The 22,768-nt window shown below is 57.2% G+C and carries 25 protein-coding genes; 13 read left to right on the forward strand and 12 right to left on the reverse strand.

Annotation, left to right across the window (positions count from 1 at the left end; all coding sequences use genetic code 11):
- The 8 genes from secF to ACR0DS_RS04255 all read left to right on the forward strand — a co-directional run bounded on the left by secF (position 1) and on the right by ACR0DS_RS04255 (position 5,017).
- On the forward strand, positions 1-975 hold the full coding sequence (secF, locus tag ACR0DS_RS04220) for a protein translocase subunit SecF (RefSeq protein WP_480480334.1): 975 nt from the start codon (positions 1-3) through the stop codon (positions 973-975).
- The gene (locus ACR0DS_RS04225) at positions 968-1,720 is read left to right on the forward strand and encodes a sulfite exporter TauE/SafE family protein (RefSeq protein WP_480480336.1); all 753 of its coding nucleotides are present in this window, start codon (positions 968-970) and stop codon (positions 1,718-1,720) included. Before secF ends, ACR0DS_RS04225 begins: the two co-directional genes overlap by 8 nt.
- Before the next feature lie 12 nt (positions 1,721-1,732).
- Positions 1,733-2,086: an Mth938-like domain-containing protein gene (locus ACR0DS_RS04230; RefSeq protein ID WP_480480338.1), complete on the forward strand. Its 354-nt coding sequence runs from the start codon at positions 1,733-1,735 to the stop codon at positions 2,084-2,086.
- 144 nt (positions 2,087-2,230) lie between these two features.
- Positions 2,231-2,845: a heme ABC exporter ATP-binding protein CcmA gene (ccmA, locus tag ACR0DS_RS04235; RefSeq protein WP_480480340.1), complete on the forward strand. Its 615-nt coding sequence runs from the start codon at positions 2,231-2,233 to the stop codon at positions 2,843-2,845.
- Positions 2,842-3,498, forward strand: a complete 657-nt coding sequence (gene ccmB, locus ACR0DS_RS04240) for a heme exporter protein CcmB (RefSeq protein ID WP_480480342.1) — start codon at positions 2,842-2,844, stop codon at positions 3,496-3,498. Before ccmA ends, ccmB begins: the two co-directional genes overlap by 4 nt.
- A gap of 61 nt (positions 3,499-3,559) precedes the next feature.
- The gene (locus tag ACR0DS_RS04245; protein WP_480558198.1) at positions 3,560-4,333 is read left to right on the forward strand and encodes a heme ABC transporter permease; all 774 of its coding nucleotides are present in this window, start codon (positions 3,560-3,562) and stop codon (positions 4,331-4,333) included.
- Positions 4,330-4,488 (forward strand): heme exporter protein CcmD, encoded by a 159-nt coding sequence (ccmD, locus tag ACR0DS_RS04250; RefSeq protein ID WP_209503508.1) that lies wholly within the window; start codon positions 4,330-4,332, stop codon positions 4,486-4,488. Before ACR0DS_RS04245 ends, ccmD begins: the two co-directional genes overlap by 4 nt.
- Positions 4,481-5,017: a DsbE family thiol:disulfide interchange protein gene (locus ACR0DS_RS04255; RefSeq protein ID WP_480558196.1), complete on the forward strand. Its 537-nt coding sequence runs from the start codon at positions 4,481-4,483 to the stop codon at positions 5,015-5,017. The genes ccmD and ACR0DS_RS04255 overlap by 8 nt, the downstream gene beginning before the upstream one ends.
- Positions 5,018-5,035: 18 nt before the next feature.
- On the opposite strand, the gene ACR0DS_RS04260 is transcribed toward ACR0DS_RS04255, so the two are convergent.
- Together ACR0DS_RS04260 and acnA are read right to left on the reverse strand one after the other, a co-directional pair.
- A complete protein-coding gene (locus ACR0DS_RS04260; protein ID WP_480480348.1) occupies positions 5,036-5,320 on the reverse strand; it encodes a putative quinol monooxygenase in 285 nt (94 codons plus the stop codon).
- A 126-nt stretch (positions 5,321-5,446) separates the two neighbouring features.
- Positions 5,447-8,137, reverse strand: coding sequence for an aconitate hydratase AcnA (gene acnA, locus ACR0DS_RS04265; RefSeq protein ID WP_480558194.1), 2,691 nt, complete (start codon positions 8,135-8,137; stop codon positions 5,447-5,449).
- 226 nt (positions 8,138-8,363) lie between these two features.
- Between acnA and ACR0DS_RS04270 the strand changes: the two genes are divergently transcribed.
- Complete coding sequence (locus tag ACR0DS_RS04270; protein ID WP_480485251.1) at positions 8,364-9,065, forward strand: DUF1223 domain-containing protein; 702 nt, start codon at positions 8,364-8,366, stop codon at positions 9,063-9,065.
- On the opposite strand, the gene ACR0DS_RS04275 is transcribed toward ACR0DS_RS04270, so the two are convergent.
- The 4 genes from ACR0DS_RS04275 to purB all read right to left on the reverse strand — a co-directional run bounded on the left by ACR0DS_RS04275 (position 9,066) and on the right by purB (position 13,505).
- The gene (locus tag ACR0DS_RS04275) at positions 9,066-9,989 is read right to left on the reverse strand and encodes a lysophospholipid acyltransferase family protein (protein ID WP_480485253.1); all 924 of its coding nucleotides are present in this window, start codon (positions 9,987-9,989) and stop codon (positions 9,066-9,068) included.
- Between the two features lie 120 nt (positions 9,990-10,109).
- The gene (locus ACR0DS_RS04280) at positions 10,110-11,210 is read right to left on the reverse strand and encodes a flagellar motor switch protein FliG (RefSeq protein WP_480485254.1); all 1,101 of its coding nucleotides are present in this window, start codon (positions 11,208-11,210) and stop codon (positions 10,110-10,112) included.
- Positions 11,211-11,279: 69 nt separating this feature from the next.
- Entirely contained in the window at positions 11,280-11,822 is a 543-nt protein-coding gene (locus ACR0DS_RS04285; RefSeq protein WP_480480357.1) for a tetratricopeptide repeat protein, read from the reverse strand.
- 378 nt (positions 11,823-12,200) lie between these two features.
- Positions 12,201-13,505: an adenylosuccinate lyase gene (purB, locus tag ACR0DS_RS04290; RefSeq protein WP_480485256.1), complete on the reverse strand. Its 1,305-nt coding sequence runs from the start codon at positions 13,503-13,505 to the stop codon at positions 12,201-12,203.
- 355 nt (positions 13,506-13,860) lie between these two features.
- On the opposite strand from purB, the gene ACR0DS_RS04295 reads away from it, so the two are divergent.
- Both ACR0DS_RS04295 and ACR0DS_RS04300 read left to right on the forward strand, forming a co-directional pair.
- Complete coding sequence (locus ACR0DS_RS04295; RefSeq protein WP_480485258.1) at positions 13,861-14,421, forward strand: hypothetical protein; 561 nt, start codon at positions 13,861-13,863, stop codon at positions 14,419-14,421.
- Positions 14,422-14,432: 11 nt separating this feature from the next.
- Positions 14,433-14,765: a hypothetical protein gene (locus tag ACR0DS_RS04300; RefSeq protein WP_480480363.1), complete on the forward strand. Its 333-nt coding sequence runs from the start codon at positions 14,433-14,435 to the stop codon at positions 14,763-14,765.
- A gap of 32 nt (positions 14,766-14,797) precedes the next feature.
- Here ACR0DS_RS04300 and ACR0DS_RS04305 read toward each other — a convergent pair whose 3' ends face one another.
- Complete coding sequence (locus tag ACR0DS_RS04305) at positions 14,798-16,012, reverse strand: bifunctional alpha/beta hydrolase/OsmC family protein (RefSeq protein ID WP_480558191.1); 1,215 nt, start codon at positions 16,010-16,012, stop codon at positions 14,798-14,800.
- Between the two features lie 275 nt (positions 16,013-16,287).
- Between ACR0DS_RS04305 and ACR0DS_RS04310 the strand changes: the two genes are divergently transcribed.
- Positions 16,288-16,482, forward strand: coding sequence for a hypothetical protein (locus ACR0DS_RS04310; protein ID WP_480545391.1), 195 nt, complete (start codon positions 16,288-16,290; stop codon positions 16,480-16,482).
- Between the two features lie 10 nt (positions 16,483-16,492).
- On the opposite strand, the gene dddP is transcribed toward ACR0DS_RS04310, so the two are convergent.
- Positions 16,493-17,836 carry a dimethylsulfonioproprionate lyase DddP gene (gene dddP, locus ACR0DS_RS04315; protein ID WP_480558189.1) on the reverse strand — a complete coding sequence of 448 codons (1,344 nt, stop codon included), beginning with the start codon at positions 17,834-17,836 and terminating at the stop codon, positions 16,493-16,495.
- Positions 17,837-17,958: 122 nt separating this feature from the next.
- Here dddP and ACR0DS_RS04320 point away from each other — a divergent pair, with 122 nt between their 5' ends.
- A complete protein-coding gene (locus tag ACR0DS_RS04320; RefSeq protein WP_480558187.1) occupies positions 17,959-18,702 on the forward strand; it encodes a heme-dependent oxidative N-demethylase family protein in 744 nt (247 codons plus the stop codon).
- Between the two features lie 36 nt (positions 18,703-18,738).
- Here the strand turns inward: ACR0DS_RS04320 and ACR0DS_RS04325 are convergent, their stop codons facing one another.
- The 4 genes from ACR0DS_RS04325 to ACR0DS_RS04340 all read right to left on the reverse strand — a co-directional run bounded on the left by ACR0DS_RS04325 (position 18,739) and on the right by ACR0DS_RS04340 (position 22,696).
- The gene (locus ACR0DS_RS04325; protein WP_480558185.1) at positions 18,739-19,641 is read right to left on the reverse strand and encodes a hypothetical protein; all 903 of its coding nucleotides are present in this window, start codon (positions 19,639-19,641) and stop codon (positions 18,739-18,741) included.
- Positions 19,642-19,841: 200 nt separating this feature from the next.
- On the reverse strand, positions 19,842-20,630 hold the full coding sequence (locus ACR0DS_RS04330) for a lytic murein transglycosylase (RefSeq protein ID WP_480558183.1): 789 nt from the start codon (positions 20,628-20,630) through the stop codon (positions 19,842-19,844).
- A gap of 287 nt (positions 20,631-20,917) precedes the next feature.
- Positions 20,918-22,324, reverse strand: coding sequence for a type I glutamate--ammonia ligase (gene glnA / locus ACR0DS_RS04335; protein WP_480473395.1), 1,407 nt, complete (start codon positions 22,322-22,324; stop codon positions 20,918-20,920).
- A gap of 33 nt (positions 22,325-22,357) precedes the next feature.
- The gene (locus ACR0DS_RS04340; protein ID WP_209503542.1) at positions 22,358-22,696 is read right to left on the reverse strand and encodes a P-II family nitrogen regulator; all 339 of its coding nucleotides are present in this window, start codon (positions 22,694-22,696) and stop codon (positions 22,358-22,360) included.
- Positions 22,697-22,768: the final 72 nt, after the last annotated feature.

Raw genomic sequence — 22,768 nt, forward strand, 5'->3', positions numbered from 1 at the left:
ATGAGACTGAAACTCGTACCGCAGAACACCTCGTTCGACTTCTTCAACCGTTGGAAAATCTGGCTTGGAATCTCCGGCCTGATGATGGTGATTGCGTTCACCTCATTTCTGCTGCAGGGGCTGAACTTCGGCATCGATTTCCGCGGTGGAACCACGATCCGGACCCAAAGCAATCATGCAATCGACGTGGGTGTATACCGCGATGCTTTGTCTCCGCTGCAACTGGGTGACGTCACCATCACCGAGATTTTTGATCCAAGCTTCGGTCCCGATGAAAATGTCGCGATGATCCGTATTCAGGCTCAGGAAGACGCCGAAGCGGTCACCGCAGATGTGATCACCCAGGTCGGCGAAGCGCTGGCTGCCGCAGACCCCGGACTAAAACTGCCCTTTGAAAGCGTCGAATCCGTTGGCCCAAAAGTGTCGGGCGAGCTGATCCAGACTGCTGTTATCGCGGTTGTCTTGGCCATCGGCGCCGTTCTTGTCTACATTTGGCTGCGCTTTGAATGGCAGTTTGCACTGGGGGCAGTTGCCGCATTGGTGCACGATGTGATCCTGACCATCGGCATCTTCTCGGAACTGCAAATCCGCTTCGATCTGGCGATCATCGCGGCGCTGCTGACCATCGTCGGCTATTCGCTGAACGACACGGTTGTCGTCTTCGACCGGGTGCGCGAGAATCTGCGGAAATACAAAAAGAAGGACCTGAAAGAGGTTCTGAACGTATCGATCAACGAAACCCTGAGCCGAACGGTGATGACCTCGGTCACAACTTTACTGGCGCTGATCTCGCTTTATCTGCTGGGTGGGGACGTCATCCGCGGATTTGTCTTCGCGATGATCTGGGGTGTCGTTGTCGGGACCTATTCGTCGGTCTTCGTGGCCTCAACCATCCTGCTGTGGCTGGGGGTCAAGCGCGACTGGTCCAAACCGTCGAATACGGCGGGCAACCAGTTTGCCAATATTGATGCCTGAGGCTCTACAACAGGCCTTGGCCCTGCCGGGCCTCACTTGGCTGATCCTTACCATCGGAGCCGCGGGACTTGTCCGCGGCTTCACAGGTTTTGGCACCGCGATGATCTTTGTGCCGGTGGCGACCCAGTTCCTGCCTATTGCAGAAGTGGTCTTTCTGATGGCCGCCACCGGTATTGCATCAACCTTTGCCTTGGCTCCGCAGGCGTGGCGGGATTGTGACAAGGTCGAAATCAGCACTCTGGGCTTTGCCGCAACGATAACCGTGCCGCTGGGGCTGTGGATCATGGTGCAGGTGGACTCGGTTGCGCTGCGCTGGGTTGTTTGCGGCATTACCGGTCTGACCCTGCTGGCCGTGGTTACTGGCTGGCGGTGGGAGGGTAAACTGGGACTGCCCGGACGTCTCGCCATCGGCGGTAGCGCAGGCGTTGTCGGCGGCATGACCGGGCTGACCGGCCCGGTTGTCATCGTGTTCTATCTGGCCAGTTCCACAGATGTGCGCAAGATTCGTGCCAACACCATCATTTTTCTGGCATTGCTCGACGTTGTCATCGTTTTCAACATCCTCATCAGCGGTGCCGCAGATTTGTCGATCCTATGGATTGTCCTGCTGCTGTGTGTGCCTTATCTGATCACTACGCTTATCGGCAAAGCATTGTTCGACCCGAAACTGGAACGGATCTACCGCCTCGCGGCCTATTCGGTCATCCTGATTGCGGTCATTTCCGGACTGCCGCTTCTGGATTGAAGAAGGGACATCATGCGTCTGAATCAGATTACTTTTACAGATGCCAAACCCATAGACGGTTATGGCCCCGGTTTTTTTCGAATTGGCGGCGATGTCTTCCACGGCGCTGTCCTGACAGGCCCGGCAGGCCCGGCAGAGTGGGGCGGCTATGACGACCGACACCCCCTTCTGGACCTGGCGGGCAGGATCGACGTCCTGCTTATCGGCACGGGCGCAGACATGGCCCACATCCCCCAATCGCTACGGGTTGAGTTGGAAAATGTCGGACTTGGTGTTGAAATCATGAACTCCCCCGCCGCCTGCCGCACCTACAATGTGCTGCTCGCCGAAGGTCGCCGCATCGCACTTGCCCTGATCCCTGTCTGACGGGATTCTCTTCATCTGGCCAAAAATATCCCGGGGAGTGTGAGGGGCTGGCCCCTCACTCCGACATGTGCCAGCTGTGGTGCGCTGGCATCCTGCGGCAAATCTCGCCTTTTGCCCCTGCGGACAATCCGCTAAGCGGGTCTCATGACTTTGACTGTAACAGATCTGTCGATCACACGTGGCGGTGTTCCCGTCCTTGAGGGCCTCAGCTTTCAGCTGTCGCCGGGCAAGGCTCTGATCCTGCGGGGCCCAAACGGGATCGGCAAAACGACGCTTCTGCGCACGTTGGCTGGCTTGCAGCCTCCGCTGGAAGGCAAGATCGAAGGGGCCGAGGACCGGATCGCCTACGCGTCCCATTCGGACGGGCTCAAACCGACATTGTCGGTGACTGAAAACCTGACATTCTGGGCAGCGGTCTTTGGTACATATGACATCCAGCCGGCGCTGGACGCTTTTGAGTTGAACGAACTCGCCGACCGTCACGCCGGCAATCTGTCGGCGGGCCAGAAACGGCGGTTGGGGCTGGCGCGGATGCTGGTCACAGGGCGGCCAATCTGGATGCTGGACGAACCGACCGTCTCGCTGGACAGGAACGCGGTGCAAATGTTTGCCGATGCGGTGGGGGCACATCTGGGGCAGGGCGGGTCAGCCCTGATCGCGACCCATATCGACCTTGGCCTTGATGGCGAGGTTCTGGACGTCGGTCCTAACAAGGCCAAACCCAAACCCATCGACGATTTCGACGGAGGTTTCCTGTGATCGCCCTGTTGCTGCGCGACCTGAAACTGGCTTTCCGCGCAGGCGGCGGGTTTGGGCTGGGTCTGGCCTTTTTCCTGATCGTGACTGTGATGGTGCCATTTGCCGTGGGGCCGCAATCCTCGCTGCTGTCCACGATTGCGCCCGGTGTGCTCTGGCTGGGGGCCTTGCTGGCCTGCCTTCTGTCGCTTGACCGCCTGCTGGCACTGGACTGGGAAGACGGCTCGCTCGACCTGCTGGCCACGGCACCGCTGCCGCTTGAATCGGTTGTCACAGTCAAGGCGCTGGCCCACTGGCTGACCACTGGTCTGCCGCTGGTTCTGGCCGCGCCGTTTCTGGGTGTCTTGCTGAACCTGCCGCTACCGGGGTTTTTCTGGCTGGTGATCTCGCTCCTGATCGGTACCCCGGCCATGAGCGTCATCGGGACATTTGGTGCTGCGCTCACCGTTGGTCTGAAACGTGGCGGGCTATTGCTGTCGCTTCTGGTGTTGCCGCTTTACGTCCCCACCCTGATTTTCGGGGCCGAAGTTGCCCGGCGTGGAGCAACAGGGATGGAGGTGCAGACGCCACTGCTGATGCTGGCCGGGATCACGGCGGCAACCATCGCATTGTTGCCCTTTGCCAGCGCTGCCGTGCTACGTATCAATCTGCGGTGAACCGCGACAAGTTTGATGGATGTCAATTGAGAACCACCCCAACTCGGACTAGATAGGGCCCATGTCAATCGCAGCCAAAGCCAACGCCCTCTGGGAATATGCCAACCCGCGCAAGTTTCTTGAAACCAGCGAACGGGTCCTGCCGTTTTTCTGGATCGTCTCGATCCTCTGCATCGTTGTCGGTCTGACCTGGGGCTTTTTCTTTACACCGGACGACTACAAGCAGGGGTCGACGGTCAAGATCATCTATTTGCATGTTCCGGCGGCCCTGATGGCGATCAATTGCTGGCTGATGATGCTGGCCACCTCATTGGTCTGGCTGGTGCGTCGCCACCATGTCAGCGCGCTTGCGGCACGGGCTGCTGCACCGATCGGGATCGTTATGACCCTGATAGCGCTGCTGACGGGGGCCATCTGGGGACAGCCCATGTGGGGTACATGGTGGGCCTGGGATCCGCGCCTGACGTCGTTTCTGATCCTGTTTCTGTTCTACCTTGGCTATGTCGCCTTGTGGGAAGCTATCGAGGATTCTGATACCGCAGCCGATCTGACCTCGGTTCTGTGCTTGGTTGGGTCGGTCTTTGCGATCCTCAGCCGATACGCGGTGAATTTCTGGAATCAGGGCCTGCATCAGGGCGCATCGGTCATGCGGGCCGGGGCCGTTACCGGGGCGGATACGGAAGAGAAAGTCAGCAATGTCTTTTTCTACCCTCTGCTGGCCTGCATCATCGGGTTTGTTCTGCTGTTCATCGCCTTGGTGTTGTACCGCACCGGAACGGAAATTCGCGCCCGTCGTATCAAGGCGCTACAGGCACGGGAAAGGGTAGGCGGATGATCCCCGATCTTGGAAAATATGCAGACGCTGTTTTGTCGTCTTATGCTGTTTCCATCGCTCTTATCGTGGCGCTAGTTGCGTTCAGCGTGATGCGCGGGCGCAAGGTGCGCGCGGAAATGGAGAAGGTCGAACAGAGGATGTCGCGCAATGGCTAAAGTCTCGCCCCTTATGATTGCGCCGCCTCTGATTTTTGGCGCATTTGCGGTTCTCGCAGGCATCGGCATGTTTCGCGAAGATCCCAACGCCTTACCCTCGGCCCGCGAAGGGCAACCAGCGCCGCCCGTGGTTCTAACCGAGTTTCCGGGAAAGACCCTTTTCGACGACGAAACGCTGCGCGACGGAGAGGTCAAGCTGGTCAACTATTGGGCCAGTTGGTGCGCGCCATGCCGTGCCGAGCATCCCAACCTTGAGGCATTGGCAGCTGAAGGCATCCCGGTTTACGGCATTAACTACAAAGACAAGCTGAGCAATGCCGTGGCTTTCCTGGATAATCTTGGCGATCCGTACACTGCCATCGGCCGCGACGAACAGGGCCGCATGGCGATTGATTGGGGTTTGTACGGTGTTCCCGAGACCTACGTGATCGACGGTGATGGAACGATCATTCTGCGCTTTGCAGGCCCGATCACGCAACGTGTCATCGAAAGCACCATCCGGCCTGCGCTTGAGAAAGCGGCTGAGTAGGGCCTTTCAACCTCTGGTTCAGGCGAGCTGGTAGGTTTGGAAATCCTGCTCGACCTCAAGAAACTCGTTGATTCGCAGAAAATCGCCTTTGTCGGCACGCCAGTTCAGGTAGGCTTCAAGCGCGTCGGGGTTTTCCCAGATGTGAACAACGACTTGTTCGTTGTTTGCGGGCGAGAGCAGAAGATAAGCGGCACGACATCCGGGGAATTTTCGGGTTTCGGCAACCAGATCCCCGATCAGTTTGGCAAGCGCCGCGAATTTCCCCGGCAGGGGCGTGGATTTGACAATGACGACTTCCTGCATACGCGTCTCCGGTTTTTGTAGCAGGGTCAAGGAATCCACTTAAAAATGCGTGAACGGGATACTGAAATACAGAAAAGGAAAGAGCGCCCCGCAGGCGCCCTTGTCATTTGTCCAGACTGGTCAGGCTTAGTTGGCCTTCGCCAGATTCCTCAGCACGTATTGAAGCACGCCACCGTTTTCGATGTATTCGATCTCAGGCGCGGTATCGATCCGGCATTTCAACTGGATGGTCGTCTCAGCCCCATCTGCGTAGGTGATGGTGCAGGGCACGTCCTGCAACGGCTCGACCGTATCCAGCCCGTGAATTGAGACGGTTTCGTCCCCCTTCAGACCCAGAGTTTTGCGGGTATCTCCACCGGTGAATTCGAACGGGATCACGCCCATGCCAACCAGATTGGACCGGTGGATACGCTCAAAGCTCTCGGCGATTACGGCCTTGACGCCCAGCAGCGCCGTGCCCTTGGCCGCCCAGTCGCGGCTTGAGCCCGCGCCGTATTGTTCGCCGCCGAACACGACCAGCGGGGTGCCATTGGCCTGATAGGCCATCGAGGCATCGTAGATCGACGTCTGTTCGCCATCCGGACCTTTGGTGTATCCGCCTTCAACTCCGTCCAACATCTCGTTCTTGATGCGGATATTGGCGAAGGTGCCGCGCATCATGACTTCGTGATTGCCCCGTCGCGAGCCATACGAGTTGAACTCGCGCGGCTGAACCTGACGGTCGGTCAGATACTTGCCAGCCGGCGTCGTGGTAGCGAATGATCCCGCAGGTGAGATGTGGTCGGTGGTTACCATGTCGCCCAGAATGGCCAGAACCTTGGCGCCTTCGATGTTCGAGATCGTGCCCGGTTCCGCCCCCATACCCTGGAAATAGGGCGGGTTCTGGATGTAGGTCGACGTTGGCGGCCAGTCATAGGTTTCCTGTTGCGGAACCTCGACGCTTTGCCATTTCTCATCCCCTTTGAAGACATCCGCATATTTCGACTGGAACGCTTCGCGGGTTACGGTTGCTTCGACCAGTTCCGCGATTTCGCTTTGGGTTGGCCAGATGTCCTTCATGAAGACGTCGTTGCCATCCTTGTCCTGACCGATGGGCTCGGACGTCAGATCGATGTCGAGCGTACCTGCCAGCGCATAGACAACAACCAACGGCGGCGAAGCCAGGTAGTTTGCACGGACATCCGGTGAGATACGGCCTTCGAAGTTCCGGTTGCCGGACAGAACCGACGTGGCGACCAGATCGCCTTCGGCAATGGCTTCCGAGATTTCTTTCTGGATCGGGCCCGAGTTGCCGATGCAGGTGGTGCAGCCGTACCCAACAAGGTTGAAACCGACCTTGTCCAGATCTTCTTGCAGTCCAGCGGCCTCAAGATAGGCCGATACAACCTGCGAACCGGGTGCCAGCGAGGTTTTAACCCAAGGTTTGCGGTTCAGACCCAGAGCTGCGGCTTTGCGAGCCACAAGGCCTGCACCGATCATCACGTAAGGGTTCGACGTGTTGGTACAGGAGGTGATCGAAGCAATTACAACCTTGCCCGACTCCATGGTGTAGTCTTCGCCCTTGACGGCGACTTCCTTGCCCATGGGGCGCTTGAAGGTCTCTTCCATTTCCTTGGTGAAAGCGGCCTTGGCGTCGGTCAGCGCGACGTAGTCCTGCGGGCGTTTCGGGCCTGAAATTGCAGGAACGATTGTGCCCATGTCCAGTGACAGAGTGTCAGTGTAGATCGGCGCATAATCCGGGCCTCTCCAGAACCCGTTTTCCTTGGCATAGGCTTCGACCAGCGCGATGCGGTCTTCGTCGCGGCCGGTGTTGCGCATGTAGCGCAGGGTTTCTCCGTCGATCGGGAAGAAGCCGCATGTCGCTCCGTATTCCGGCGCCATATTGGCGATGGTTGCACGGTCAGCCAGCGGCAGGCGGTCCAGCCCCTCGCCATAGAATTCGACGAATTTGCCCACCACGCCCTTGGCACGCAGCATTTCGACAACTTTCAGAACAAGGTCTGTACCGGTGGTGCCTTCGACCATCGAGCCGGTTAACTCAAAACCGATCACCTCAGGGATCAGCATCGAGATCGGCTGACCCAGCATTGCGGCTTCGGCCTCGATCCCGCCAACGCCCCACCCCAGAACGGCCATGCCGTTGACCATGGTGGTGTGGCTGTCGGTGCCAACCAGTGTGTCGGGATAGGCAACTTCTTCGCCGTTCTGATCGGTGTCAGTCCAGACAGTCTGTGCCAGATATTCCAGGTTCACCTGATGACAGATACCGGTGCCGGGAGGCACAACGCGGAAATTGTTGAACGCGTTCTGACCCCATTTCAGGAACTGATAGCGTTCCATGTTGCGCTCGTATTCGCGGTCGACGTTCATCTGGAACGCACGCGGGTTACCGAACTCGTCGATCATGACCGAGTGGTCGATAACCAGATCGACCGGGTTCAGCGGGTTGATCTTCTGTGCGTCACCGCCCAGGCCTTTGATCCCGTCGCGCATGGCGGCCAGATCGACCACCGCAGGAACACCGGTAAAGTCCTGCATCAGCACGCGGGCAGGGCGGTACGCAATCTCGCGCGGGTTCTTGCCGCCATTGGCACCCCATTCGGCAAATGCTTTGATGTCATCGACCGAGACCGAAAAGCCGCTGTCTTCAAATCGGAGCATGTTTTCCAGCACGACTTTCAGCGCGGCAGGAAGGTTGGAAAAATCACCCAAACCGGCCTGCTGCGCGGCGGGGATCGAATAGTAGGAAATGGATTTGCCATTCACGTTCAGGCTGCGGCGTGTCTTGGCGGTATCCTGTCCGACTTTAATGGGCATCGGGTGGCCTCCCTTCTCAAATGACTTGGATTTCGGGCATCGCTGAATGTTATCTGCATCACCCAAGCCGCTGGTTCAAGGTTCAATGACACTGGATTTGCGATTTTGTATACCATTGCACACATTTAGGCGGAGAATTGCAGACACCGCCCTCAAGAAACGTTGATTAGCGGTTGAGCGGCAAAACGGCTATCCCAGAGAACACCCGCTTTATCCGAGAGTTTTGATGTTCAGACCCGCTGCTTTGACCGTCTTAATATCCTGCCTGTTCGCCACCCAGCCCATGGCCGGTGGGGATCCTGTGGTGGTTGAGCTGTTCACCTCACAGGGGTGTTCGTCTTGCCCGCCGGCAGATCGGATCATGCATGAGCTGGCGAAACGCGACGATGTCATCGGGCTGGCGCTGCATGTCGACTATTGGGATTACATCGGCTGGAAGGACGAATATGCCGATCCTGATCACACGCTCCGGCAACGGGCCTATGCCCGCGAAAACGGAAAATCCATGATCTATACGCCCCAGATGATCATTAATGGTCAGCACGATATTGTCGGCGCTCAGGCTCAGGAGCTCGACCGTCTGATTGATGCGCATCTAAAGGCCGCCCCCGAAGCAGCGGTTACAGCAATCCGAGACGCTGACGAAGTGACCGTGAGTGTGACGCCTGTGGAACTGCCCGAAGGTGAGACCTATGACGTGCGTATCGTTCAGTATTCGCCTCTGCGCCATGCCTCGATCCGCCGTGGTGAACTAGCAGGGCGGGAATTGGATTATGCCAATGTTGTCGAGACCTGGCAGATTGCGGGCCGGTGGGATGGGCAAACGCCGCAGACATACTCGGCGCAGCTTGAACCAGGCTTGCCAGCCGTCGTGCTTGTGCAAAGGGCCGGTCACGGGCCAATAGTTGCCGCGTCTTGGGCCAAGTGATCAGGGCATGTCGTCCGGTTGAACGCCAAGCCCGTTCCAGCTTTTCCAACGTCGATGGATCCAGAACCACTGTCCCATATGCTGCCGCACGATCTGTTCCAGATCGTCATTGGTGAACTGAGTCATCGTCTTTGGGTCCGTGTGCGGAACGGGATCATGCAGGATGATTTCAAAGTCGATGCCATTAGGCTGGCGCACGGCATAGCACGGTATCAGTACGGCCTTGTACTTGATGGCCAGCTCTGCGTTCAGCACGGATGTCACGGCAGGCTTGCCAAAGAATGTCAGCTCTTCGCCCCCCAGCGCATGCAGGTCGGACACGATGGCAATGATTCCACCGTTCTTGAGTGACCGGACCATTTCGACCATACCGCGCCGCCCCTGTTCAAACATCGGTGCGCCGGTTTTGTAAAAAGCCTCGACATAAGCGTCGTTGAAATAGGGATTGGCCATCCGCCGGTAGAGGCATCCAATCGGCTTGCCGCTGTGTTTCTGCAGGGCAACACGAGCGGCCAGATAGTGACCGAAATGCGCAGTGATCATCATCACCGGGCGCCCTTCGGCAATCGCTGCATCAAACGCAGCAATACCCGGCCCGGATATCTTGGCGTTCACCTGACGTTCGATGAAACCTTCGGGTGAAAAATGCTCCATAATTGCCCGACCGGCATTATCCGACACGTCACGATAGATCTTTGTGATCTCGGCGTCAGACAATTCAGGGCAGGTGAGCTTTAGATTCCGGCGGACACGGGTGCGAAATCCAACGACGGGTGCAAGGGTTTTCATGATTGCACCCATGGTTGCTATGCGCTTTTCATAAGGAAGCTGGCGCATAGCGCCGATGATTCCCTGCAGGAACAGATTGGCGACATAGTATTTTCCAAGCTCAAACCGGCTGAGCTCCGACTTTTCGACGGGCATGGAGGTGTCTCACCGCGTGTTGCGAAATGTTGCCTCAGACATACAACCCGGTACCCGTAACCTCAAGCACCCTGGCGAAATGGCTGCCCTAACGATCTGGCGGGTGCGCCTGTTCCTGCCTCAACCCGTGTTTTCGTCGTCTTCCTTTTCAATCAGCGTAATTGTTCCGGCGTCAGACAAGGTACGAACCGCCCCAACGATCTGGGTCATGGCATCTTCGGCCTCAGATTGCTTGACCCGCCCGCGTTCCGCGATTTCCTCGCGCAGGTTTTCTGCCATGCGGGAGGAGATATTCGACAGCAGAAACTCGACAGATGCCTTGTCATCATCCGCGGCGGCACCAGCAAGGGCCGCGACCAGAACAGGCTGATCGACTTCCCTCAATATGGCTGGAACATCACGGGGCGAAATCCGGCTGGAGATATGGGCGAAGGTAAAGATCGAGCGGCGCACCAGATCGGCAAAATCGGCGTCGTCCTCATCCAGCGCGTTCAGCAGGTCGTCACGTGTGGCGGACGCAGACTGGTTCAGAATTGCACCCACCCGCGCGCCTGGACCGTCATTGAAGGCCTGAACAGGCCGCTGATCCAGCTGAGCAGCCAGTGACCAGCCGATCCGCTCAACCGCTTCGGGCGTGACATTTGCTGTTTTCGAGATTGCGTAGGTGATCCGCCGTGCCACCGGACCCGGCATGTGGCCCAGCATCTGCGCCGCCTGTGCCGTATCCATTTTTGAAAGCATCACAGCGGCCACTTCAGTGCTTTCCGCCTGTGCCATGGCCGCAAGGTCCTGGGCTGGAATGTCGCGCAACCTTTGCCAGGGATCACCGATCTGACGAACTCCGGCAACTTTGCGCAAACGCGCGGCTGTCGCGGGTGTGATTTTTCCACTGACGGCATCCAAGGCCCCGGCAAGACCATGTGGAAAGGCCAGACCGACATTGTCCAGGGCTTCGCTGAATTCCTGCGCCACAGCACCCAGAGTCGCCCGGTCTACAAGGCCCATTTCCCCCAATTGATGTGTCAGTTTCTCTTGCAGGTCATCGGGAAGCTCCTCCAGCGGAAGATCGGCGCCGTCGTTCAACAACAGGCGCACGACAACAGCCGCCTTTTGACGGCTGGTCAAAGATCGGGGAACAAGGCGCGGGCTGTCGCCACCTCCTGCGGAAAATGGGGCCGAAGCCCCTTGAACCGTTTGAATTAATGCGTTGGTGTTCTGCATCTGCCTGTGGAGCTAAAGTTTTCAAACCACAGGCAGATTAGAGAGAGTCGGGTTAAATAACCCTGAACCTTAATAGCTGTATGTCAGGCCCGTTCGGATCGCTTCGCGCAACGATGCCTCGGCCCAGGTGCCTTCTCCGCCACGGGACTTTATTTCGCGCCATTGCTCGATCGCCAGATCGGTTCGGCCTTCGGACACAAACCCCTGCGCCATGTAGCTGCGCGCCAAAAGATTGTCTGGGTTGGCATTGATCGCGTTTTGATAAAAGACATTTGCCAGTTCCAGCTCGCCCATCTTGCGATAGGTGAAACCCCAATAGGTCAGGACACGATCGTCGTCCTGATCCATGATGCGCAGAATGTCCTGAGCGTGCCCGTATTGCCCGTCATACGCCAGTTCGCGGACCGCATCATACAGCTGATCATCTGTCAGGCTTGACTTGTCGGGTTTGACGCATTTTCCACGGGTTTCGTCATATACACGGCCGAACAGGCATTTCTTGGTTGTATTCGTCGGTTTCGGCGGGCTGCTGCTGTCACCACCTGCGGCATGGACAGCTGGCGCGAAGGCAAAGGCTTGCAAAGCAAGGGCAGAAGCTAACAAAAGGCGCATTTCTTTACTCCGTTCTCGGGGCTCTTATTGAAATCATAGTGTGATCTACAAAAAAGCTAACAGGGGAACGGTCGCTTTTATTCACGAACTGGACAAAAATTGTCAGCTGTTGACAGATTTCGCGCAGCTTTTTGTTTCAGTATCCCACGTTGTCCCGGGTGCGCAGGATTGGGTCTGTTTGGAATGTTGTTCGCAGGCAAGCCCGGCCGAGGCCACAAGAACCAGTGCCAATGCGCTTAGGAGTGTTCGGATCATGATGTTTCCCTCGTATGGAAAAAGCACATGCAGGATACCGCATTTCCGTTGGTCTGGCAAAAAACAAGGGGGTACAATGCACGTGGCAGAACACCCCCGGCTAACAGACTGAAAAGATAACCGTTAGTCGCCAAACACGCGCGCAAAGATCGTATCGACATGCTTGGTGTGATACCCGAGGTCGAATTTCTCTTCGATCTGCGCAGGGCTGAGTGCGGCAGTTACATCAGCATCCGCCAACAGTTCCTCCTTGAAGTCGGTGCGGTGTTCCCAAACCTTCAACGCGTTGCGCTGTACCATGGCATAGGCGTCCTCACGGCTGACACCTGCCTGGGTCAGGGCCAGCAGAACCCGCTGGCTCATGACCAGCCCGGGGAACTTGTTCATGTTTTCCAGCATGTTTTCCGGGAAGATCAGCATTTTGTCGACCACACCTGTCAGGCGGGCCAAGGCAAAATCCAGCGTGATTGTGGCATCCGGACCGATCATGCGCTCGACAGATGAATGCGAGATGTCGCGTTCGTGCCAGAGCGCGACATTCTCCATTGCCGGTATTACGGCTGCGCGGACCATGCGCGCCAGACCGGTCAGGTTCTCAGTCAGCACCGGGTTTTTCTTGTGCGGCATCGCCGAGGAGCCTTTCTGGCCCATCGAGAAGAACTCAGCCCCCTCCAGTACCTCGGTCCGCTGCATGTGGCGGATTTCGATGGCAATGTTTTCGATGCTGCTTGCGATGACGCCCAGCGTTGCAAAAAAGGCCGCGTGGCGGTCACGCGGAATGACCTGCGTGCTGATCGGCTCAGGCACCAGACCCAGCTTGTCACAGACATGTTCCTCGACTTGCGGGTCGATATTGGCAAAGGTACCAACCGCGCCGCTGATCGCTCCGGTGGCGATTTCCGCACGTGCATCGCGCATCCGGGACAGGTTGCGGTCCATCTCGGCGTAGAAGCGGGCAAAGGTCAGACCCATGGTTGTCGGTTCGGCGTGGATGCCGTGGCTGCGTCCAATACGAACCGTGTTCTTATGTTCCATCGCGCGGCGCTTGAGCGCAGCCAGAAGCCCTTCAAGGTCGGCAATCAGGATGTCGGCGGCGCGGGTCAGCTGTACGTTGAAACAAGTGTCCAGCACGTCCGAGCTGGTCATGCCCTGATGCACAAAACGCGCCTCTTCACTGCCGACATGCTCTGCAAGATGGGTCAGGAAGGCGATGACGTCATGCTTGGTGACGGCTTCGATCTCGTCGATGCGGGCGACATCGAATTCCACATCCTTGGCTTTCCAGACAGCTTCGGCATTTTCACGCGGGATCACGCCCAGATCCGCCATGGCATCGCACGCGTGCGCCTCGATCTCGTACCAGATGCGGAACTTGGTCTCGGGCGACCAGATGGCAACCATGTCGGGGCGGGAATAACGGGGAATCATAGGCGACGGCACCTTTTTTGCAGATTGGATGAGGCGTTGGCGCGGGGTTTAACCGCGTGCGGGGTAGGGAACAAGATGCGAGAGCGTATATGAGACGGTTTGCCCTGATTCTTGCCGTTTGTTCGGGCTTTTCAGCAGCAGACGGGTTCGGAAAACTGTCCTGCAAAGGATTTGGTACGGTATTGACGGGCAGGGTTCCGCAACAAGGCAGGTTTTGCGCCTGCAACTAGGTCTCACCGGATCATGCCGCCAGTTGGGGTGGATGCCTGTCCTGCCCTTGCTGCCAAGCGATGCTGGACAAACAGCGCTGCAACAGTTCAATCTGATCGGAAGGAAATAACCAGGTTATTGAGATATGCGTTTTTTATCATGTTCTGTACTTGCCCTCTGTGGTGTGTTTTGGGTCGGCGCAGCTGCACCAGCACTGGCTGACACACCCGTGACATACACCGATGAAGGCCAAGCGCTCTTTCGGTTTGACGTTCCAGACTTCTGGGTCCTTCGTACCGGCGGCCCGCGCGAGATTGAGGATACCGAACTGGGCGACGCCCGTGCGGTCGCGCGGGTCATGGGGTTCCGGCCGGTGACAGACGACGCGGTGTGGATGGGTTTCGTATCACCTGCGGGGGTTGGAACAATTCAGGGCGGCGTCCGGTACTTGCAGGATATCGACAAGTTTCTGGTCAAAGACCCTACGACGACCAGCACCAGCGATACCCGTATCGGCGGATTGCCAGCCCGCGTGTTTCGGGGCACCGGGCACCGGGACGGCAAGGGAGTAAGCTTTACCGCCACCGTCATTGACCTTCCGCAAGGCCGGGTTGCCATCGCAGTTGCTATTCTGCGGGACGGGGCAGACCCGATTTATGCAGATGATCTGAACGCCGTTTTCGCGTCGTTCCGGGCACTTCAGTGAGGGAGGGAGCGATGAGCGTTAGACTGATCAAACGGATGTCCCTTACGCTAGGGTTTGGGATCGCGACTTTGACGCTGTCGGCCTGTGACGGTGTGACGGTTGGGGTCGGGTACGGGTATGACCCGTTTTACGACTCGATGCTGTGGAACGACTACTACCATGACGTTAATGTGGATATTGACGTTGATCGTCCCAACCGACCTGATCGACCAGTGCGCCCCGAGCGTCCGAAACCGCCTGTTGCCAAACCTCCCGCGCGCCCGCGCCCACCTGTCGCGCGCCCACCTGTCGCGCGCCCGCCGGTTGCCCGCCCGCCCATTCATCGACCGAGCCCGCGACGCTAAGGAACAAAAGGCCGCCTGTCAGGCGGCCTTTCTTATGAAAGAAGCTCGGTCGTTATGTGGGCCGAGCCTTCAAGCGTCCGGTGAACCGGGCACTTGTCCGCAATCTCAAGCAAACGTTGCCTTTGCTCCTGATCCAGCGGGCCGCTCAGGCGGATTTTCCGGCGAAACTGGTCCACCTTGCCGTCATTCACCAATCCGGCATCCTGCGCGTGAACCTTGTCATGACACACATCGACGCTGACATTTGTCAGGGGCCAGCCTTTGCGCCGGGCGTACATGCGTATTGTCATCGATGTGCAGGCCCCCAGACCGGCCGAGACAAAGCCATAAGGCGACATGCCCTTGTCCGTACCGCCATAAGATGCGGGCTCATCCGCGACCAGATGGTGGTTTGGACCCGCCTGAATATCCTGCATGAACCCGCCCGGATCTGCTTCGGTTATGCGCACAACGCCCTCTGGCGCACCCGGTGGCGGAGCGGGTGGGCACAGTTTCACATAGCGTGAAACCCAAGCAGCAATAACATCCGCTGCATATTCGGCGTCAGAGGCGCGCGTGATCAGATGATCGGCGTTGTCGAGAGTTACAAAGCTTTTGGGGTGTTTCGCGGCCAGAAAGATCGCGCTCGCATTGTCGATGCTGACCGTTTCGTCGCGTGGGGCATGAAGGATCAAAAGGGCAGCTTTGAGGTCGGCGATTGCAGATGACAGGGCCGATTTGGCAATGTCGTCCACAAAAGCTTTACCAATGCGGAAGGGGCGACCACCCAGAGAGACCTCGGCACTGCCGTCCTCTTCGATCTGAGGCAGCGCCGCCTCAAAGTGATGCGACACATGGGCGGGGTCCGCCGGTGCACCCAATGTCACGACGGCTTTTACAGTCGGAATACCAGCCCGCGCCCGCAACACCGCCGCGCCCCCAAGCGAGTGGCCGATCAGCAGGGCAGGTGCCATTTTTCGACCAGCCAGATATTGCGCGGCTGAAATCAGATCCTCGACATTCGAAGTGAAGGTCGTATTGGCAAACTCGCCTTCGGAATGGCCCAGTCCGGTGAAATCGAACCGCAGCACCGCAATGCCCATGGCAGCCAGTCGGGCAGAAATGCGCCGGGCGGCCGGGATATCCTTGGAGCAGGTAAAGCAGTGGGCGAACAGGGCCGTCGCCAGCACCGGCCCGTCCGGCAAATCCAGTCGCGCCGCCAATTGGCTGCCGTCATGTCCGGCAAAAGTGATGCGTTCCGTGGGCATGTCGGCTCCTTGAATGGTACGGGGGAACACGCCCAATACTGTGTATTTGCCCCTTGGGTCACAACCCTTAAGTCACACGCGTAACGGGAAGGTGAGAACGAATGGGTGTTTCACAGACTGCGCAAGATCCCTGCCGCCTTCGGGCCGCATGGCGGCAGAGCTCTTACCTTCTTTTATTATCAAGATTTTTGATGGTGATCCAAACAAACATTCGTTTCACTTATGTCTCTCCACATCCCATTTGTGGTTCCTGAAAGCTGAAACAGGAGACACAGATGTCACATGCAGATATTGCACCCCGGATACCCGACCTGCGTTCACGTATGATCCTGGCTATAGTTTTGGCCGGCGTTGCCGGGTTCGCGGTTGGCCAATCCTGGCCCGCGCCCCAAGGTGGTTCACAGGTTCAGGTCAGCCTTGCCACGGAAGATTGGCATGGAAATGTCCGCCGGTCCCATTGGTCGAATTGAGGGCCCGGCCTTATTCGATTCCCATCAATTGGGGGTCAAAGGGATATCTGGACAGGTTCTCATACCCGGTTTCGGTAATGAGAACCTGATCCTCAAGCTTGATGCTGAAATCGCCACCGACTTCGCCAACGCAGGCTTCGACGCACAGCACCATGCCGGGCTCCAGCGGATAGTCATATGCGCCTTCGACGGCTTTGTCCGGATACGCAACCAGCGGCCATTCATCACACAATCCCACTCCGTGCATCAGGCAGCCGTATTTCTGCGCCTGAAACTTGTCGTCAAGCCTGTGCGACATGGCGGTAAGTTCCGGGATCATCACACCGGGCTTCAGCATCTGCATGTTGGTCATGATGTGTTCATGCGCGTGCTGCATGGCATAGATCATGTCAGGGCGGGGTTTTTGGTCGCCAATCCACCATGTGCGCGAGATATCGATGCAAATCCCGTAAGACCCGATCAGGTCGGTGTCGAAGGCGATGATTTCGTTTTGCTGCGTGATGCGTGGGCCGCATTCCTGGAACCACGGGTTCGTGCGTTGGCCTGACGCCAGCAGGCGGGTTTCAATCCATTCGCCACCGCGCCGGATGTTTTCCGCGTGCAGAACAGCCCAGATATCATCCTCGGTTGTCTTGCCATTGCCGACATTCGCGCGTGCAAAGCTCTCCATCTCCGCCACAGCGGTTTCGCAGGCGTGATTGGCACAGCGCATGGCCAGAATCTCATCCGGCCCCTTCACGGCACGGGTTTTTTCGGTCAGCTCTTCGCCTTCCATGACCTCAAAGCCCTGCGCCTCAAGCGCGCGCAGACCATGCAGCATGATCTTGTCGACGGCCAAACGTTTGTTGCCGCCACCATGCGCATCGATCAGCACGCGCACCTCGTTCGAAAAGATATCCGCCGCGATATCCACCTTGTCGCCACGGTCGAAGTAAAACAGGTCCGCACCTGAACGCTGTTCGCGCACCAGCGGATTGAACGTGCTGAGGAAAGGCGAGTTCTTGTAGTCCCATATCACCATATAGCCATCGGCACATAACAGCACTGCGCGAAACGGGTTATGCGTATTCCACAACTGCATGTTCGTGCTGTCGGTCGCATAGCGGATGTTCAGCGGGTCAAAAACCAGCAAACCTCCGTATCCGCGATCAACGATGGCCTGCGTCAGACGCTTCCAGCGGTGTTCCCGCATCCGTGCAAGGTTGGGCAGTTCCAGACCTGCCGCAGCCCATTCGTCAAAAGCCAGCTGTGTCGGTCCGATCTCGATCCGGTCATTTTCGTTTGGCGTGCCATCACCCAGCGTAGCGCCTCGGCTGGGGTCAATCTTGCGCGTGTCTCGGTAATGCTTGTTCATGACGGACCTCGTTGCTTGTTCAGTCAAACCTAAGGTGCCCATGTGGATCGTCTTGGAAAAATGCGACGGCGATCCTGTCGTTTTCGACCGACAAATATTTCGACCCATGCTAAGTCGCTGGCATGAATAAAATTCTGCAAGAAAAAATACCGTATGATGTCGGCGACCCGCGTGCTTTGCCGGGTATCCAGCCTGCAACGATGGAAAACTGGTTGCATCGGGACGAGGCTTTTGCCGGTCAGATGCGATGCCGGGAAAAGCTGCTGACGGAACGCCGCGATGACGTTCTGGCGCTTGATCCGCAGGCAGAACCCGCCGCTCGGGAACTGCTCGACCTTGTGCTGTCGCAGGTCTATCCCAATGCAGGTGAAGAAGTCGTCAGACCCGATGGTGTAACGGTCGCAGTCGACCGGGCCCAGCCGCTTGATACATTGTGTAGGCTGGTTCAGGAGGATTTTTGCATCCTGCAAAAGCGTGGAACTGAACATGTTTTGACCGGCGCAATCCTGTGTTTCCCGGCCAGCTGGCTTTTGTCCGAAAAATTCATGCGACCACTGATCGACATCCATGTGCCTGTCGCAAGTTACGACGAAAATATCGCCAAGCGGGTGCAGCGCCTGTTCGACGGGATACAGCCCGGTCGTCCGCTCTGGCGCTTTAACGCGCTTTGGTATGAAGACCCCGAACTGTTTCAACCCCGAAGCGCCAGTGACAGGCGGGGCGACACAGATCGACGTAAAACGTCCTACTTGCGAAGCGAGCGGCAAACCCTGCTGCGCTTGCCGAAAACGGATGCGGTCGTCTTTTCAATCCACACTTATGTTCTGGCCGCGAACACGGTTCCCAAAATGGAAAACCCCGCCTGAAGGCGGGGCATCCAAGGAGGGTCTTCTGTAGTTCTCTTATTGGCCCAAGGCGGCCGCAACATCGGCAAACGCGTTCGTTGCGTTCAGGGCAACTATCGCGAAGGTAAAGACAAGCACCTGTGTGTTGAGGCGAAAATCCTCACCCCGGATCAGATTGACGGCAGCCATTGACAGGGCAATCGGGGTCGAAACGCCTGCCAGTACACCCGTCATGCACCAACTGCTGAGACGCAAAACGTCGCTTGGCTTTACGACCCCATCTTCGTCATCCAATGTTTCCTGTCCTGGCCTGTTTGTATCTTCACTGCGAAACGCGATGCTGAGCAATTGTTCATCTGTCAGCTGGATCGGGCGGGACGTCGAAGCATGAAGAACACTTATGGTGTCATCGTTCTCGGGCACATTCACCCCCGAGAATTGCCCGGTCAGCGACTGAAAAATTTGTTTTCTGTCGCGTGTTCGGCTGGGGGCCAGAGTGTCAAAGGCGCTCATGAACTGCTCGACCGTCAGAACCGTGTGTGGCGACAGCCATTCAACGCGCCGGGTCGAACAAATATCGACCATGCGATACAGAATGACGACCATCATCAGTTCCGAAATCTCGGAGTCATCCAGCAGGGGGGAAACCGGCGTGATCGAAAGAACCAACCTGTTTTGCGGATTTGCGGCGCGGGGTTTTGTTATCGTTTTTAGCCCCGCGGCGCGATCCATACGCTCGTACCGGTCTTCCTGCTCGGGGGTGCCTGTATCCAAGGTCAGTCGCACAAGGTACTGACTTGAAACAATGCTTGCTTCGGAATTGCTCAGCAACGCCTTGCGTTCGACCAGATGGCCGTAATCTTCCAGCGTCGTGGCAACGATTGTGCCAAAACGCTCGATCGCGCCATTTGCGTCGCCATTGAATTGCAGGCCGCCATGGTAGCTGTGCTTCCGAGCCACTGCACTGTCCTTTTTTGCGTACTGTTCAGCAAACACTGTAACAACCATTCGTGAGGAGAATTTGGCGGAAAATGCAAAAAAGGTGATTTTACCCCGGCATTGGTTACGCATTGGAAACCAAGAAACTAAAGGCTTTTGTTTGTCACTGTGGCGGAAATGTGGCGAAAGAGGGTGCGGAGTGTGTTTTTGGTGCGACCGGGCTATTGGTCGATTCGGGCGGCCATGATTGCTATGGATTGCTGATAAACAGAGGCCGCGTTCCACTGTTTCAGCACTTGAAAATTCCGCTCCCCTGGCTGATAGCCACGCCCTGGCTTCCACCCTTTCTTGCGAAGATAATTGGCGGTCGAGGCAAGCGCGTCGGTCATGTCATAGAAGTCCACCCGACGGTCGCCGGTGGCATCGACGCCATAGGTCAGGGCGTTGCCCGGCAGGAACTGAGTGTGGCCCAACTCGCCATGTTTTGCCCCTTTTGTCGCCACGGTAATGCTTCCTGCATCGACCAGTTTAAGTGCCCCAATTGCGTGCGGAACAAAGAACTCGGACCGGCGACAATCATAGGCCAGTGTTGTGATTGCGGAAACAACCTGACTGTCTCCCATAAAATTGCCAAAGCCGGTTTCCATGCCGTGAATGGCGATCAGAATGCCCGGCGGAACACCGTATTGCCGTTCAAGCGCAGCATAGAAATCGGGATTTGCAGCCTTGCGTTTGCGCCCCTGCGCGACGATTGCATCAGCACCTCTGACACGCATGAATTTGTCCAGTGTGTATTTGAAGCTTTTCTGATTGCGGTCTGCCGCAATTGTGCCCGTGGCGTATTGAGCTTGGGCAAGCGCCTGAAGGCCCTTTTTTTTCACACCAGCCTTGCGGGCCTGCTGGGCGAAATCGGCCTTCCAGGCCTCGAACCCCGCGCTGGTATTCCCACAAGGCGCGGCCAGAAGGGGTGAGGACACAAGCAGGGCGAATAATACGTAAAGGCGAAACATGCAGGTAATCCGGTTGTGTTAAAATCTGAGGCCAGCCTACTTTGAGCTTTGAATTGGGCAAAGCAGTTCGTTGGAGTAGCACCAACCGCTCCTGCAAAAGCCTGTTGATTGGTCTGCAGAGCGCCTTTGAAGGGTTTCAGATCCTCAGCATCGGGCAGATAGCAAGGGCGAAGGTAAAAAGTGTGTATTCTGCGTCATGGCGCTCGAAAAGGCTGAACAGCGACAGACCGGCGCAAATGAAACAGGGGCGCCCGTTTGGGCGCCCCTGTAAATCCATGCCGTGTTGCTTAGCAGCTGTAATACATGCCGTACTCAACCGGGTGTGGTGTGTGCTCGTAGGTTTCGACCTCTTCCATCTTCAGGGCGATATAGCCGTCGATCTGGTCTTTGGTGAACACGTCACCTTGCAACAGGAAGTCGTGATCGGAAGCCAGCGCTTCCAGAGCTTCACGCAAGCTGCCGCAGACTGTCGGGATACCGGCCAGTTCCTCGGCAGGTAGATCGTACAGGTTCTTGTCCATGGCTTCGCCCGGATCGATCTTGTTTTTGATGCCGTCCAGGCCAGCCATCAACAGAGCGGCAAACGCCAGGTAGGGGTTCGCTGCCGGATCGGGGAATCGAGCCTCGACACGTTTTGCTTTAGGGCTCTCGGTCCACGGAATACGGACACAACCTGATCGGTTGCGGGCCGAGTAGGCGCGCAGAACTGGGGCTTCGAAACCGGGGATCAGGCGCTTGTAGCTGTTGGTTGCCGGGTTGGTGAAGGCGTTCAGTGTCTTGGCGTGCTTCAGGATACCACCGATGAAGTACAGCGCTTCGTCCGAAAGATCAGCGTATTTGTCACCCGCGAACAGTGGCTTGCCGTCTTTCCAGATCGACATGTTCACGTGCATGCCGGTGCCGTTGTCACCTGCGATAGGCTTCGGCATGAAGGTTGCCGATTTGCCGTACGCATGAGCCACGTTGTGGATGACGTATTTGTACTTTTGCAGTTCATCCGCCTGCTTGGTCAGGCTGTCGAAGATCAGGCCCAGTTCGTGCTGGCATGACGCAACTTCGTGATGGTGCTTGTCGACCTTCATGCCCAGACGCTTCATGGTGGACAGCATTTCCGACCGCAGGTCCTGCGCTTCGTCGATCGGGTTCACCGGGAAGTAGCCACCCTTGACGCCCGGACGGTGGCCCGTATTGCCCATTTCGTATTCGGTGTCGGTGTTCCATGATGCGTCAGTTGCATCAACTTCGTAGGATACCTTGTTGATCGTGTTCGAATACCGGACATCGTCAAACAGGAAAAACTCGGCTTCGGGGCCCATGTATGCAACATCGCCGATCCCCGATGCCTTCAGGTAGGCCTCGGCTTTCTGCGCTGTGCCGCGCGGGTCGCGCTCATAGGCTTCGCCTGTATCGGGCTCGACGACCGTGCAGTGTACGCAAATGGTTTTCTCAGCGTAGAACGGATCAACATATGCGCTTTCGGTGTCGATCATCAGCTTCATGTCCGATGCTTCGATCGACTTCCAGCCTGCGATGGACGAGCCATCGAACATGAAGCCTTCGTCCAGGAAGTCTTCGTCGACCTGATCGGCCATCAGGGTCACGTGCTGCAGCTTGCCGCGGGGGTCGGTGAAACGGACGTCGACATATTCGGCGCCCTCTTCCTTGATCAGCTGAAGAACTGCGTCCTTGCTCATTCTCTTGATTCCTCTGACTTGAAGATTGGTATGTTAGAGCGCGTCCGAGCCGGTCTCGCCGGTGCGGATGCGAATGGCTTGTTCAACCGGAGAGACAAAGATCTTTCCGTCGCCGATTTTGTCGGTCTTGGCAGCCGACACGATGGCTTCGATGGCGGCATCAACCTGGTCATCGTCCAATACGACCTCGACCTTCACCTTGGGCAAAAAGTCGACAACATATTCCGCGCCACGATACAGCTCGGTATGGCCTTTCTGACGGCCGAAACCTTTGACTTCGACGACGCTGAGACCCTGAACACCTACGTCCTGCAACGCCTCTTTCACTTCGTCCAGTTTGAACGGCTTGATGATCGCTTCGATCTTTTTCATTCCGGCTCACCTTGAATGGTTGTCTCAGGCGCAGTGATCACGTCTAAGATCGGGCGGCAACGTGATTGCGGT

The organism is Ruegeria sp. AF5, assembly GCF_056541905.1.

Coding starts and splice junctions, on each gene's coding strand:
- ACR0DS_RS04280 (WP_480485254.1), bottom strand. CDS start 11,210: ATGCAGAACACCAACGCATTAATTCAAACGGTTCAAGGGGCTTCGGCC.
- ACR0DS_RS04330 (WP_480558183.1), bottom strand. CDS start 20,630: ATGTTTCGCCTTTACGTATTATTCGCCCTGCTTGTGTCCTCACCCCTT.
- ACR0DS_RS04340 (WP_209503542.1), bottom strand. CDS start 22,696: ATGAAAAAGATCGAAGCGATCATCAAGCCGTTCAAACTGGACGAAGTG.
- glnA (WP_480473395.1), bottom strand. CDS start 22,324: ATGAGCAAGGACGCAGTTCTTCAGCTGATCAAGGAAGAGGGCGCCGAA.
- acnA (WP_480558194.1), bottom strand. CDS start 8,137: ATGCCCATTAAAGTCGGACAGGATACCGCCAAGACACGCCGCAGCCTG.
- dddP (WP_480558189.1), bottom strand. CDS start 17,836: ATGAACAAGCATTACCGAGACACGCGCAAGATTGACCCCAGCCGAGGC.
- ACR0DS_RS04310 (WP_480545391.1), top strand. CDS start 16,288: ATGTCACATGCAGATATTGCACCCCGGATACCCGACCTGCGTTCACGT.
- ACR0DS_RS04275 (WP_480485253.1), bottom strand. CDS start 9,989: ATGCCCGTCGAAAAGTCGGAGCTCAGCCGGTTTGAGCTTGGAAAATAC.
- purB (WP_480485256.1), bottom strand. CDS start 13,505: ATGATTCCCCGTTATTCCCGCCCCGACATGGTTGCCATCTGGTCGCCC.
- ACR0DS_RS04285 (WP_480480357.1), bottom strand. CDS start 11,822: ATGCGCCTTTTGTTAGCTTCTGCCCTTGCTTTGCAAGCCTTTGCCTTC.
- ACR0DS_RS04305 (WP_480558191.1), bottom strand. CDS start 16,012: ATGCCCACGGAACGCATCACTTTTGCCGGACATGACGGCAGCCAATTG.
- secF (WP_480480334.1), top strand. CDS start 1: ATGAGACTGAAACTCGTACCGCAGAACACCTCGTTCGACTTCTTCAAC.
- ACR0DS_RS04295 (WP_480485258.1), top strand. CDS start 13,861: ATGCGTTTTTTATCATGTTCTGTACTTGCCCTCTGTGGTGTGTTTTGG.
- ccmA (WP_480480340.1), top strand. CDS start 2,231: ATGACTTTGACTGTAACAGATCTGTCGATCACACGTGGCGGTGTTCCC.
- ACR0DS_RS04260 (WP_480480348.1), bottom strand. CDS start 5,320: ATGCAGGAAGTCGTCATTGTCAAATCCACGCCCCTGCCGGGGAAATTC.
- ACR0DS_RS04320 (WP_480558187.1), top strand. CDS start 17,959: ATGAATAAAATTCTGCAAGAAAAAATACCGTATGATGTCGGCGACCCG.
- ACR0DS_RS04270 (WP_480485251.1), top strand. CDS start 8,364: ATGTTCAGACCCGCTGCTTTGACCGTCTTAATATCCTGCCTGTTCGCC.
- ACR0DS_RS04255 (WP_480558196.1), top strand. CDS start 4,481: ATGGCTAAAGTCTCGCCCCTTATGATTGCGCCGCCTCTGATTTTTGGC.
- ACR0DS_RS04225 (WP_480480336.1), top strand. CDS start 968: ATGCCTGAGGCTCTACAACAGGCCTTGGCCCTGCCGGGCCTCACTTGG.
- ACR0DS_RS04230 (WP_480480338.1), top strand. CDS start 1,733: ATGCGTCTGAATCAGATTACTTTTACAGATGCCAAACCCATAGACGGT.
- ACR0DS_RS04300 (WP_480480363.1), top strand. CDS start 14,433: ATGAGCGTTAGACTGATCAAACGGATGTCCCTTACGCTAGGGTTTGGG.
- ccmD (WP_209503508.1), top strand. CDS start 4,330: ATGATCCCCGATCTTGGAAAATATGCAGACGCTGTTTTGTCGTCTTAT.
- ACR0DS_RS04245 (WP_480558198.1), top strand. CDS start 3,560: ATGTCAATCGCAGCCAAAGCCAACGCCCTCTGGGAATATGCCAACCCG.